6 protein-coding genes and 2 tRNA genes are annotated in these 14,464 nt (G+C 41.1%); 2 read left to right on the forward strand and 6 right to left on the reverse strand.

The window, feature by feature from the left end:
• Positions 1–417 precede the first annotated feature (417 nt).
• Both HWV58_RS19995 and HWV58_RS20000 read right to left on the reverse strand, forming a co-directional pair.
• Positions 418–870 carry a VOC family protein gene (locus tag HWV58_RS19995; RefSeq protein ID WP_175635786.1) on the reverse strand — a complete coding sequence of 151 codons (453 nt, stop codon included), beginning with the start codon at positions 868–870 and terminating at the stop codon, positions 418–420.
• A gap of 192 nt (positions 871–1,062) precedes the next feature.
• Positions 1,063–1,515 (reverse strand): GNAT family N-acetyltransferase, encoded by a 453-nt coding sequence (locus tag HWV58_RS20000; RefSeq protein WP_175635787.1) that lies wholly within the window; start codon positions 1,513–1,515, stop codon positions 1,063–1,065.
• Positions 1,516–1,906: 391 nt separating this feature from the next.
• On the opposite strand from HWV58_RS20000, the gene HWV58_RS20005 reads away from it, so the two are divergent.
• Positions 1,907–1,982: transfer RNA gene (locus HWV58_RS20005), tRNA-Gly, on the forward strand.
• 68 nt (positions 1,983–2,050) lie between these two features.
• A tRNA-Leu gene (locus tag HWV58_RS20010) sits at positions 2,051–2,134 on the forward strand.
• Between the two features lie 347 nt (positions 2,135–2,481).
• Here HWV58_RS20010 and HWV58_RS20015 read toward each other — a convergent pair.
• The 4 genes from HWV58_RS20015 to HWV58_RS20030 all read right to left on the reverse strand — a co-directional run bounded on the left by HWV58_RS20015 (position 2,482) and on the right by HWV58_RS20030 (position 14,462).
• The gene (locus HWV58_RS20015) at positions 2,482–5,949 is read right to left on the reverse strand and encodes a T9SS type B sorting domain-containing protein (protein WP_175635788.1); all 3,468 of its coding nucleotides are present in this window, start codon (positions 5,947–5,949) and stop codon (positions 2,482–2,484) included.
• 541 nt (positions 5,950–6,490) lie between these two features.
• Positions 6,491–10,591 (reverse strand): hybrid sensor histidine kinase/response regulator transcription factor, encoded by a 4,101-nt coding sequence (locus tag HWV58_RS20020; protein WP_235972777.1) that lies wholly within the window; start codon positions 10,589–10,591, stop codon positions 6,491–6,493.
• A gap of 529 nt (positions 10,592–11,120) precedes the next feature.
• Entirely contained in the window at positions 11,121–12,488 is a 1,368-nt protein-coding gene (locus HWV58_RS20025) for a sulfatase family protein (protein ID WP_175635789.1), read from the reverse strand.
• A gap of 99 nt (positions 12,489–12,587) precedes the next feature.
• A complete protein-coding gene (locus HWV58_RS20030; protein WP_175635790.1) occupies positions 12,588–14,462 on the reverse strand; it encodes a RagB/SusD family nutrient uptake outer membrane protein in 1,875 nt (624 codons plus the stop codon).
• Positions 14,463–14,464 lie beyond the last annotated feature (2 nt).

Consider the following 14,464-nt stretch of genomic DNA (forward strand, 5'->3'; position numbering starts at 1 on the left):
ATATTCTTTTCTTCAAGATAGATCTGAAGCTCTTTTGGCTCTTTTTCGACTTTGAGTATTTCGAAATAATCCAGAATGCCTTCTGGTAATAAAAAACTGATAAGGGTTTGTTCGGCCTGATTCAAGGGAATTTGTAATTGCTATAAGATACAAAAGAAACAAATTATTCCATCACCCCCAACTTTTCCGCTTGATCCAAGAACACTCAAATATCTGTGCCTATCGGTTGGTGTTTCACCGACCGAAACAGATAACTTAAAACTAGCAGATGCGGACACCAGCCAGTAGGTGCATCGAACAGATTTTCGCCGGGCCTGAATAACATTCAAATATCGGTGGCCTATCGGTTGGTGTCTCACCAACCGAAACAGATAACCTGAAGCTGGCAGGTGCGGACACCAGCCTGTAGGCAATAGCTTATTTATTACCCAGCTGTTCAGCCAGGCCTATGAGTATTCCTTCAGTTCCACGCATGTAGCAAAGGCGATAAGAATTTTCGTACTGCACGATCTCGCCAACCAGCTCAGCACCATGTTTAATGAGTCTGGAAACTACTTCATCAATATCCTCAACAGTGAACATAATGCGTAGGTAACCAAGCGCGTTTACAGGAGCAGTGCGGTGATCAGCAATAGTAGGCGGACTAAGAAACCGCGAAATTTCAAGCCTGCTGTGACCATCAGGAGTAACCATCATTGCGATCTCAACACGTTGAGACCCCAGCCCGGTAACATTACCTGCCCATTCGCCCTCTACCATACCCCGCCCTTCGAGCTTAAGGCCTAATTCGGAAAAAAAAGAGATCGCATTATCCAATGATTCTACAACAATGCCCACATTGTCCATTCGTAGTAATTTATTCTTTGCCATATTTTTAGCTATTAATTAAACTTCATCATCAGGTTTACTACCGTAGCAGCAACAGATAAGCATAAATAAAAATACTAATTATATAAAGGGATATACCCTATTGCAGCCCATAAATATTTTACCGGATTGGAGCATCTTTCTCTCTATAAGGCATATTAACAGTAAAGTACATCACCGGCTAAGCAAATGCTTTTAAAGCGGTTTAGCCACCATTTCAATGTGCGGTATTCCATCTTCCATAAACTCACTACCCGATGCTTCAAAACCCAGCGACGCATAAAATGCTTTGGCATAGGTTTGGGCACCAATGCGAATCGGAACATTGCCAAAAAGTTCTCGGGAAGTTTTAATAGCTGCTTCCATTAATATTTTCCCTGCTCCCGTACCCCTTACCTGGGCGCTGGTAATCACCCTTCCGATAGAAGCTTCCTCGAAAGAAAGTCCGGCCGGAACAATTCTCGCATAAGCCACCAGTTCCTTATCTTTCAAAAGCATTAAATGATGGCAATGCTGATCTTTATTATCGGCATCCTGATAAAAACACTGCTGTTCGATTACAAAAACCTCAATCCGAAGCCGCATAATCTGATAAAGTTCATCGGGGCTTAAATCACAAAAGGCTTTAAGAACGGTATGGTATTTCATGGCTGGTTAATTTATTTTAGTTTTTTTTAACAGATATTGATCATTCAAAGGCACCAATATTACTCAAAAAACTACCAATTGCTGCAGGAGCGCTAAACAACCGGGCAATTTTTCGGTTCTTTTTACCGGGTAGAAAAAATAATTTCATTTTTTTTCAAGCCTGATAAGCCCATACATTCCCGACTGTTCAACCAGCTTTTAACTCATTGATAATCTTTAAATTTTGCATTAAAAAAGAGAACAAAACATAGTGGTTTGTCCATGGTATTTTAGTGCAAAAAGCCCCTCAGCTTGTCTATTAGCACAAAAAAAAATAAAATTATTTTTGAAAGTGATATTTATATTTCTATATTTGCAACCCCAACGGAATACAACACATCAGTATTCAATTGCGAAAGTAGCTCAGTTGGTAGAGCACGACCTTGCCAAGGTCGGGGTCGCGAGTTCGAATCTCGTCTTTCGCTCCAAATGCCTTCCTAACCGAAGGCATTTATTTTAAAGTTAACCAAGCCGATGGAGATCGGTAGCGGCTAATGCTCGGGTGGTGGAACTGGTAGACACGCAGGACTTAAAATCCTGTGCTTTCAAAGGCGTGCGGGTTCGATTCCCGCCCCGAGTACAACAACAAAAATCGAACGAAGAGCCTTGATGAAAATCGAGGCTTTTGTGTTTTATATCTATTTCGTTAAACAGGCTTCAAATATCCGCAATCTATGGGTTGGTGCCTCACCCACCGAAAAAGATAACTAAAAGCTGGCAGGTGTAGACACCAGCCAGTAGAGAAAATGTAAAGAAATTATAAGCCAAAATTACGGTTTCCAGTACTACAACATTGGAATTGAATAGTTTTAGAGCTTTTGTTGACTCGTTTAGAATTCACCTGTCGTTTTGGATTTTATAATTTCTTGTAACTAAATACAAAAATTCAGACTAGCATTCGCTTCGTAGGTGATTGCATAAGAGGGATCAGCGAATGAGCATTAAACTACCGCTAATTTGTTTACAATCAGAACCAAAGTTGATGGTGTAGTAATATACGCCCACACCAAGTGGTGTATTTTTGTAGGTTCCATCGAAAGCAGTTTTGTAACCCACGGATTCAAATATTCTGGTGCCTGCTCTGGTGAAAATCTGTACCCTGGCGTTTGGATAGTTTTCAATACCTTTAATTTCCCATTTATCGTTTTGATTATCACCATTAGGCGTAAATCCACTGGGAATTGCAGTAGCCAACATTCCAAAATGAACCTCAACCGCTACCCGTTCGCTTTCACAGCTTCCGGTTCTTTTACTTAAATAAAATGATTTATCGGGCGCTAAAAACTGAGTGAATTTTTGATCAGTAATGATACGAATAGGTTCAACCGCGTACTGGCTATTATACAAGCGGTACTCACTGTCAGTTTCAAAGTTATTGATAATGATTTGAGCCTCTGCTGCCGAACACAGTGTAACTGGCGTGATAACAGGGACATTAACCGAAAGTGAACGCTCAGTGATAACAAAACTTTTCGTGATCATTGTACATAGATTAGCATCGGTAACCTTTAATTCGTAGCTCCCCGCTTTTAGCAATGCTATATTCAGATTTTGACCCACCAGTTGATGATCACTATCGAACCACTGGTAAGCGTAAGGACGTGTACCGCCGCTTATGGTGATGCCCGAAATGCTCCCGTTGCTTTGCTGGCACGTAGCTGCATTGTTTTCAATATCGCTATCTTCAATCAGTAGCGGTTTAACTGCAATAATCTCCTGAGTTCCGATTAATACTACACAGTTATTTTCATCAACACCAAAAAGACTGTACCGCCCGGGAGCTAAACCACTGATGTTGTTTTCATTTCGGAGAATAGCTCCCTGATCATTGGCCCAGTAATAGGATTTGGGTAAATAGCCAGTTTGGTTAACTACTGCTTCGATAGCGCCATTTTTGAGTCCGCAACTGGCATGACGGGCATTAAACTTAAAAATACTGACATCAATAAGACCTGGAAGCTGGAGGATCTCGTAATACGGGGTTGTTTTAGTACAAAAACCATTAGCAACTTCCAGTTTGTATTTACCGGCCGGCATTTGGTTTAATAATAACTGGCTGGAAACAGTTTCATCTTTTTCATTTAACCACCTGAAAGTGGTTGCCCCATCAACAGTTATCCCTTCGATACCACCATTTTGCAAACTACAGCTTGATTTAGTAATCTTGATTGCATCGCTATTCAACAGAATACCATTCGATTCCAATACATCGAACTTTGATGAATACACCACACTGCAATCTGTTGGATTTTTAATTTCGAGAAAATATTTGCCTGCGCCAACGTTGGTAAGTGACAGACTTGTTCCAACGGTTTTGCCCATGTCATCAATCCACTTGTAGGTAATGTTTGATGCACCAGATACCTTTAAACCACTAACAGATCCTGTGCTTTTATTGCAAATGGTGTTTTCTACTTTCACATCTGCCTCGGTTAACACTGAAGGATTTACGGTGCTTTGCAATATGACTGGTCCGTACCTGACCTCGCACTCTTCTTTGTATTTAATGCTAAGCATGTAACTACCTGAAGGTAAATTTTGTGGATTTAGCTGGCCAGATACTTTTTCGCCGAGTTGGTTGGTCCAAGAAAGTGTATATTCATATTCGTAGGGCAAAATCAGATTATTGATTGCGCCTAATTTGCTACAGCTCGGCTCGATTTTCGTAAAATATCTATCGTTAATGCGGGGGGTTAAATCCCTGATTTCTATTTCATCTGATGTTTTGGAACAACTGATGTTTTTAATGGTTAATTTATATTTACCAGGTTTTAAACCACTAATATCTTGAGTGGTGCCTACCTCTTCATTTCGTTCATTTGTCCAGGAAAAATTGATGGCATTTTCTACATTCAAACCGCTTATGGAACCATTACTTTCATTGCAGGTAGCGGGTTTTACTTTCAAATTATAGTTAAAAATAAACCTGGTATATGCTGACGTGAAATTATTATATGTTGCTGAAGCAATAATTCCTTTAGAGAAATTACCGCTTTGAGACCAGTTTCCATTGGCATCGGCCACTACCGTTTTAAAATAAGTTTGTGGATGACAGGTGATGCAATCGTCGTCATAAAAAAGCTCTACTTTGGCTCCTGGTGTTGCTGTACCGCTTACCAAGGTACTGGTTTCGCTGGTAATACTCACCTTTGGCAATTTATCGTCGCTAACGAGGAGTACATCCTGATCCTTACTTGCGATGTTACAATAAATGCTGTTTTGTGTTGCTATGGCCGACTTGGTAGAAGAGATTAAAACACGCATATTGTATATCGTGTTGGGTTCTTTGGGTTGTTCTCCTCCAAGTAGCACAGCATCAGCAGAAGTTAAACGGATATGTGCATTGTAGTTATTGTAGATAACGTTTGGATGAGGTAGAAACTGATTCCCCTGAAATTTGATTGGTCCTGTGAGGTTATACATTTGTACCGAATTCCTGCTTAGCGATTTATTATTCAAGATCGTGGCCGATCCTGGTAATGGGGGATATAAGTCGCCTGTAAAATGCTGATATAGAACCAGGTATTGATCATTTATTTCGGAGGATATTAATGGCCGGGGTTCGCCATCAATATCGAAATCGAAATAGTTATTTTTAACTACAAAGTTCATCTCGTAAAAACGAGACCTGCTTTGGCTATAAAACATCCTAAAATAGTTCGCCGAATTGGCGAAATAGTTGCGTTCGGAGTCGTCGTCTCCGCCAATCTCGAAAGTACCTTTAGAGAGCACTAGCCATGCCCCGCCTGAGAGTCCTGCAGGTGATGACCGCACAGATTTGCCATCTGGTTCAAAACCGATAAAATTCGATTTGATTTTCATATTTTCAATACCCAGGTCGAGCTGAACCTGTCCATTGGGAATCGCATAATCAGATGTTATGATCAGTTGTCCACAGTTAGTGATCACGTTGCCTTTATCTGGGGCTCCAATCTGAAGGTTTTTTACATTCTCGGCATAAATGAAAGCGGCCTGAAAAGTTGTTAATGGTAATGTACCCCTAAAATCTCTCACATATAAGCCATAAAAAGAAATGCCGTCTACATTTTTAATCACAAATAAATTTTGAGGTGTAATGTTCGGAGCGGGTTGTATGATAATTTTTGCCTTACTCCTTCCGAATGGGTTTCCAGGCTGAGTAGTACCATCAATTGTTAGTCCTTCGGTAATCACGGGAAGCTGAGATAATAGCGTAATTGTTCTGGAATCTTCTGTATTACCACTGATGTTGAAAGAAATCAGATCGTTGCCAGGATTTGTATTTGCTTTTATTAGCGCTTCGCGTAAACTTCCGGTCCCACTGTCATTATTGTTAATCACAACGAAGGTATCTGCCAACACACTAAATGCACATAAATTTAGGATGAATAGGAGAGTTAATAATGTTAATTTCATTGAGGGCAAATATAGCCTTGCAAAATAGCAATAATAGATCAAATTCGTTGCTGTTTGACCTCATTTCGAATGAAGCAGCGAAAGGATAACTCCCAATCAAACGTTAATTTTATATTTAGAACAAAAAATAAACTTGAGTTTAACTAGCCAAATTAATTTAAAATGAGTGTTCTAAAAATCTCCCTAACCATCAGAAGGAAAGATTTTCAGAACACCAAAACTTTACTTTTTTATTAAAGTCTTAAACTTCTTTTTGCGGCTTTTTTTCCCAAAATTCCTTTTTAACACCTCAAGAAAGGCTGAAAGGTACTCAAAGAATCTCCTGCCCTCCATACAACAACAAAAATCGAACTAAAAGCCTTGATGAAAATCGAGGCTTTTTTGTTTTATGGCCCGTGATTCGTAAAAGGTACTTTTTAACCATATAAGCAATATAAGACCACATAAAGCCTAAATGTACTTACACGCCTTATATGGAAAATAGTGAACCAAATGACCGCCAAAAAAGGATAATCAAACGTTTCTTCCGATCTATTTTTGCTTAACTATTCTTTTCGAAGTATTCGCTAGGCATACAACCATAATACTGCTTAAATGCGGTAGAAAAATAAGAGGGCGAATTAAAACCACACATGTAGGTAATCTGTGCAATGGTATAGCGCTTGCTCTGCATCAGTTCGATGGCTTTATTAAACCTGATCCTTTTGATAAAATCGGTTGCCGACTCGCCGGTTATGGCTTTAAACTTTAAATAAAGATTTGAACGGCTCATGCCTATCTCCCGGCTAAATTTATCTACAGAAAAGTCAGAATCGGCCAGGTATTTTTCTACAATCTCAATCGCTTCTTTTAAAAACTCTTCATCAAGTGTGTTAAAGGCTAAATTTTGGGGTACTACCTCTTTGCTTCCGCTGTAATATTCTTTTAAACGTTTGCGCGATTTTAATAAGCTGGCTATTTTAGCCCCCAGCATATCTACCGAAAAGGGTTTGGTAATGTAATCGTCGGCCCCCACTTCAAGGCCTTTAATTTGCTGGCTTACTTCCGTTTTAGCGGTTAACAGCACCACCGGAATATGCGAAGTATTGATATTCTGCTTCAACCTTTTGCAAAAATGCAAGCCATCCAGTTCAGGCATCATCACATCACTCACTACCAAATCAAACTGTTCTTTCTCCAGAATATCCAGTGCCATTTTACCATCAAAAGCCGTGGTGATATCATAACTTTCTTTAAAATAATCCTGCAGGTAGTCTAAAATTTCCTTGTTGTCATCAACCAGGAGCAAGCGGCTTCTTTGCCCTTCGTTTTCGGCAGGATCGTTTGTTAAAGTCTGATCGGCATAAATCTCGTTATTTTCTGCCAGGGCTTCTTCATCTGTTACGATCGAAAGTTCATAACGGGTAGTTTCTGTCCGCACATCATCATTATAAACCGCATCATCCATCGGAATGGCAATGGTAAAACGGCTGCCCTTTCCAAGCTCACTTTCAGCCTTTATCGTTCCGTGGTGAAGTTCTACCAGGCGTTTGGTAAAAGCCAGACCAACGCCCGAGCCTAAATTCATTTCCTGATTATTAACCTGGTAAAAACGATCGAAAACCTTTGCAATATCATCGGCTGCAATCCCCACACCGGTATCGGTTACCGTTATAATGGCAAAATTGTTTTGTGTAGCCAACTCGACATTGATTTTGTTATATGCCTGCGTGTATTTAAATGCATTAGACAGCAGATTAAACAAGATCTTCTCCATGGCATCATTATCGAAATAGAAAGATAATTTAGCCTCGGTTGAGTAATAGGTGTACTGTATCTGGTTCTTTTCTGAGAGCGGCTTAAACGACTCGTAAATTTCGTGGATAAAGCTAACAATATCGCTTTTACCCACTTTGAGTTTCCTTGTACCTGTTTCTGTTTTCCTGAATTCGAATAACTGATCGACCAGGTTATACAAGCGTCTGGCGTTAATCAGCATCATTTCGTGCCGTTTTGTTACGAGCTTATCTTCCGAAGGCTTTTTAATCAGCTCTTCCAGTGGTGCCAGGATCAGGGTAAGCGGGGTTCTCAATTCGTGCGAAACATTGGTAAAGAAATCCATTTTTACCTGGTTAATGTAACGAACGCGTTCTTTATCAACCCGCTCCAGTTTAAGCTGTTGTAAGGCTTTAATCCTTTCAGAAATAATCCGGTATCCGATATAGCTACCGGTAGCAGCCATGGCCAGGAGGAGCAAATAAAACCAGCCTGCATTGTACCAGGGCGGAGAAATGACAATTTTTAACGCTCGAACGGCACTGTTTTCGCCGTTTGGTCCTACAGCTTTAATCAAAAAATTATAGCTGCCTGCTTTCAGGTTGTTATACGTTATTTTTAAATCTTCGGTACTTTGCCAGTCTTTATCTAAACCATCTAATTTATACAAATAGCGGGTTCGGTTGGCAGAGATGTAGTTGAAGGTATTGAAATGAATGGTAAACTGTTTATACTCGGCAGAAAATTTGAGTTCGGCACTTTGATCGATATGATTGTCGAGTATTTTGGTATCATCGCCGCTGGTTACATTCTTGTTAAAAACGGCTAAGCCTGTAAAAGTTAATTTTAAGGGTAGCTGCTGCTGCTTAATGCTCGAAGGGTAGAAATAAGAAAGGCCTTTAATACCTCCAAACAACAACATGCCATCGCGGGCTTTGCAAAAGGCATAATCGTTAAACTGATTATTCTGCAGTCCGTCGCTTTCATCAAAAGCCTGTGTTGTTTTGGTATCGGGATTGTAGCGAATGAGCCCTCTGTTGGTAGAAATCCACAAATTACCCTCATTATCGGGCTGTAAACCATAAATGGTACCTTTTACAAAGTCGTTACGGTTTTTATAGGTTACAAATGTTTGTTTAGCCTCCTGATACAAAATTAGCCCTTCGCGCGAGCCAATCCACACCCTACCCTGCTTATCTTCTGTAATGCAGCTAATCACCTCTTCGCGCAACAGCCTGGCGAGTTCGTTATCAAACAGCATGTTATCGGGATAGAAAAGTGTAATACCATTGGTTGTACCAATCCAGACCCGGTGTTTACTGTCTTCGAAAAGATAGGTAATATCATCAGAAGCGGGGCGTTTACCTGCCCTATCTAAATGGATGTGGGTAAATGTCTGGCTTTGGGGATTAAACTGATCGAGGCCCGAGCGGGTTCCGATCCAGATCCTGCTTTTATAATCTTTCAATATGCCATAAACCAAATCGCCTGCTATACTATTCGGATCCTGCTCGTTGTGGCGGTATCTTTTTACATTTCCTGTGGCGGGATTTAAAATATTAAAACCACCGTTATGCATTCCCACCAGCAAATTCTGATTATCATCAAAAGCAATGGCTTTAATGTTGTTCGAACTTAAACTGTTGGCGTTGTTTTCGCTACTTGTAAAATAACTGATGGTACCCGCAGCCCTGTTCCAGTAATTTAAACCTTTATCGTTGGTACCGATCCAAAAATTACCTTTCGAATCTTCCTTAATTACACTGATTACCTCATCGTTTAAAGATAACCGGCCTGTATTTTGACTCAACAGGTTGAATTTGATATCGTTTTTATGGTAATAGTTAACCCCGCCATAAAATGTGCCCAACCAAATACCATTCTGCCGGTCTTTAAAAAAACAACGTACTGAATTCTGACTAATGGTGTAAGGTTGCGAAATCTGATGAAAATAATTTTCTAAAGTATTGGTATTGGGGTTCAGAATTGATAAGCCCTTAAATGTACCCAGCCAGAAGTTACCTGCTTCATCTTTTCCGATACACCTTACATTGTTATCGGCAATGCTATTTTGGGCAGATTGGTGTGTAAAAAAAGTAAGCTTACCATTTGGGGTTTCGTATTTAATGAGTCCGTTACCTTCTGTTGCCGCCCACAAATTTCTACCGTCGATATTTACATCGTTGATAGCAGGTTTATCTACACCTAAATTTAACTTTTTAAGCCGGCGGCCTTGTCCGTTAAATTCGAAAAGGCCAACATCGGTACCAATTAACATATTTTTATTCCATGCACTGATGTAAGTGATCTTTTTTATGCCATGCTCGAGTGCATCAAAATTAACCGGTTTAAACTGCGCATCACCAGCGGTAAGCTTAAATACACTCCCTGTTATGGTGGTTGCCCAGATACTATGTGCAGTATCTTCGGTAATCGACGAGATATACCACTCGCCCAGGCTTCCCGGCAGCTTATAATTTACAAAATCATCGGAAGCGTAATTATAACGGCTAACGCCCTGGTTGCCGCCAATCCACATTACTCCTTTATGATCGACAAAGAGGCAACGGATATAATGTGATTGCAGGCCATTCTTCTCGCCATCAACCGGGCGATAAACTTTAAAACCTTTACTATCATAACGGTTTAAGCCATCCTGAGTGGCCATCCAGATAAAACCCAGGCTATCTTGTTTAATAGAAAAAACGGTACTTTGCGACAGGCCTTTATCGACAGAAATGTTCCTGAAATGCCGGCCATCTACCTGTGCGAGGGCAGCTTGCGAAAATAAAAAAAGGGGTAGTAATGCAGCGTAAAACCATAGACAGCCTTTTCTAACCTGATATTTCATCTTATTAATCATCCTGTAATTGTTCTTCTTCAACATATCTGGTGCCCTATTTCGAAAAGCATATATTTAGCTTTGCTGCATAAATTTAAACATTTATCATTACCTCCGACTTTCCTTTTAACCACAAAGCGCACAAAGGAAAAAGACGCAGAGAGCACAGAGCTGGGAGGCCATTCCATCGTCCATTTTTACACCTTCCATCTTTTCTCCTACCAAACTCCCTACATCTGGCTTTCCTTTTAACCACAAAGCGCACAGAGGAAAAAGACGCAGAGGGCACAAAGCTGGGGTGTTTCACTCCATCGTCCATTTTACACCTTCCATCTTTTCTCCTCCCAAGCTTCCGACCTCGGACTCCAGACTTCGGACTCCAAACTCCAAACTGAACCCCAATGACCTCGTTCCGAACCCCGACGATCTCGTTCTGAACTCCAGCGACCTCGTTCCGAACCCCAGCGACCTCGTTCAGAACACCAATGACCTCGTTCCGAACCCCGATGATCTCGTTCCGAACATCAATGACCTCGTTCCGAACCCAAATGGCCTCGTTCCGAGCATCAATGATCTAAAGTACTATAAAATTATCTCCATTGCTTTTGCACCATTGTTTAAGGTAGTTACGCATAGCAATCAGTTTCTTTTTATAAGCCTTATCAACGGCCAGATTTTTAATCTCACCAGGATCATTGGTTAAATTAAATAATTGTTCTTTAATCTCGCCCTTATTGTACACTATATATTTAAAATCTTTGGTAATTACGGCGCGTCCGTTAATGCCAAGCAGTTGTTCGTTGTCGGCAAAATCAGTTTCAATAACCAGGGTATCGCGGAGATTTTTAGCCGGATTGTTTAATCTTTTGCTAATATCCATACCTTTTAAATAGGCAGGCTTCTGCACACCGGTTAAACCACAGATGGTGGGGATTATATCTGTACCGTTGCACACCAACATATCGTCGGTACCTGTTTTCAGCGAGCCGTCCATTTTAGCAATAATAAAAGGAACCTTGGCTGCCTCTTCGTACAAAATTTGTTTCTGGTTCCAGCTATGGCCGGCATAACCATCGCCGTGGTCGGCAGTAAAAATGATAATGGTATTTTTTTCTACGCCATATTTTTTAAGCGAATAGAGTACCTGTTCAATGTACTGATCTACTTTTTCGACCAGGCGGTTATAGGCCCAGCGGTATTGTCGCCATTTTTCGGGTGTGTAGTTTACCGATGGATAGGTACGTAAACCAACAGTTTTTTGCTGATCGCGTACAATTTGAGGCTCGCTGGCCGGAATTTGCCAGTTAGCCGGCAATGCAGGGCATTGATCGGCCGGTGGTGCTTTTTCCAGCACATCCATTTTCAAATCTTCATCGCGGGCCCATTCGCAAATATCATGCGGATTGAGGAACGATGCCACCAGCAAAAATGGTTTTTCTTTATTCTCTTTAATAAAACGTGCGCAAAATGAGGGGGTAGCCCCATCGTTATAATCTAAAAAATTAGTGTTTTCGATGTAGGCAAAGCCATGCTGGCTTACTTTTTTGGTAGGTACGGGCAAATGCCACTTCCCCACATAACCGGTTTGATATCCATCCTGCTGAAATATTTTACCCATCATGAGCAGACTATCCGGCCACTGCCCGTCTTTTTCGGTTGCGTTACCTACAAAACCTGTTTCGAAAGGCATTTTACCACTAAAAATGGCTGTACGGGAAGGCGTGCACAAAGGCTGTGCGCAATAAGCCCTGGTAAAGCGCACACCATTTTTGGCCAGCTTATCCATAGCCGGGGTGTTCAGATCCTTATTACCGGCAATACTCATGGCCTCTGCCGTTTGCTGATCGGTCATGATGAGGAGAATATTAGGACGCGTTTGCTGCTGCGCAGATACCGTTTGCAGGCAAATGAAAAGGCTTAGGTATGCGAGGATGAATTTCATAGGATCAATATACGGAACCTAATGAAGCGGGTTATCTCATAACATCACTTACGATCAATCTTTCTCTTCAGAGATAACCGCTTCATTTTGATTAACTAATTAGTATTTGGGATTATTTCTGGTAATGCCACTGTTTACATCTCTTTCGTTTTGTGGAATTGGATATAATTCGTGTTTACCGGCAACAAAATTATTTGCAGCATTATACGGATAAACTGTATTAATTACCTTTAATGCGGCTTGGGTTGCTTTAATTTTATCGCCTAACAAATTCCATCTGATGAGATCGGCCTTCCGTGTACCTTCAAAGCACAATTCCCAGGCCCGTTCATCCTGCACTGCCTGAAAGAAAGCAGATTGATTTAAAGCAGCAGGCAAATCTACACCCGTAGCAGGAGCCATTAAAGTAACGGTAGCTACCGCACCAGTACCGGTGCTTGTACCGGTATTGGTAATGCTTATTGAAGGGGCTGATGTATAAGCAAAGCCATTATTCAGCATGGTTATGGCCGTTATTTTGCCAGCACTAATGGTAGCCACTGCAGAAGCATCGGTACCGCCACCACCGGTAAATTTAATTACAGGTATGGTTGTGTAACCTGTACCACCATTTGTAAGTGTTACTGTTACCCTGCTTCCGCCCAGCGCCTGGCCATATGCACGGCGACGTACGGTATTAATTGCATCGTAAGCCAAAGCATTAGGTCCTCCGTTTAATTCATTTTCTACCTCAGCCCGCATCAGCAACACATCCGAATAACGCATGAGTACCGTATTGATATTGGTATTTACCCTTTCCAAATTAGAATTGTTCTGGTATTCCCTGCTCCATTTGGCTGGTGCCCATATCCGATTGTTGGTAAGCAAACTTAGCCTGTTACCTGTAGCATCAATGCTGTATTTCGCAATCGAAAAATCCCTTCTTAAATCGCCATCTTTAAAGGTATCGTAAAAAGTTTTGGTTACAAAGCAACGGTTTTGTGTACTACCATAAGGTGAAGTGGCACTGCTGGCTGTTTGTGGCGCATTAAATGTTCCGTAACTGGATTGATTGGTAGTGGCCAACGTAGGTGTATAAACCCCAGCTTCGAAAAGACTTTCTTTTGGTTCGAACTTCTGTATGCTTTGATTTTTGAAAACCATCGAATAATCGGGGTTTAGGGCATACAAGCCGGAGCCAATTACATCGTTAATTTGGGTTTGCGCCAGTTTGTAATAATCTTTATAAGCGGCAGGTCGTTGCATGGTTCCGTCGGCCCTTAACGAGAAGCCTCCAGCGGCCAAAGCAACCCTCGCCAACACGGCTTTGGCACCGTATTTATTGATGCGTTCGTCAGTTGGTAATGTAGCAGGCAGCAAATCGGCTCCTTCCTGCATATCTTTAATAATCTGGGTATAAATCTGGTAGCGATCAGTTAAAGGCAGTTTAAAATCATCGCCTGTTTCTGAATTTTTAAGTTTAAAAGGCACATCGCCCCATAACCTCACCAGTTCTGAGTAGTAGAACCCACGTAAAAATTTAGCTTCGCCCAGCATCCTGTTCAGCGCTGTTTTTTGCTCGGTGCTGCCGTTATTGTACAAATCCATTTTTGGAATCCGGTCTATTACCAGGTTTGCCCTGTCGATACCATTGTAGTAAGCGCTCCAGGTTTCGTATAAAAACGGGGTTTCAGGAATTCCCAGGTAATGTGGAATAATTCGCCAGTCGGGCGTAACACCATCACTGATAAACTGAATATCCGAATCGTTATCGTAAATAAGCGGCACATACCAGGCGTAAGTGGAAGGATATTTCATGATTTCGTAAACGCCTGTAGTGGCCAGTTGAGCCTCATCTACCGTGCTAAAAAAATTGGCGGTAGTAAAATAGGAATAAGGGGTAGCCTCTGTAGCTTTTTTACATGAGGTAAACGACACTGCCAATAACGCCGCTGCTATGGCAGATTTTTTTATTTTTGATGTTAATATTTTCATAA

Source organism: Pedobacter ghigonis, assembly GCF_903166585.1.
Taxonomy (GTDB): Bacteria; Bacteroidota; Bacteroidia; order Sphingobacteriales; family Sphingobacteriaceae; genus Pedobacter; species Pedobacter ghigonis.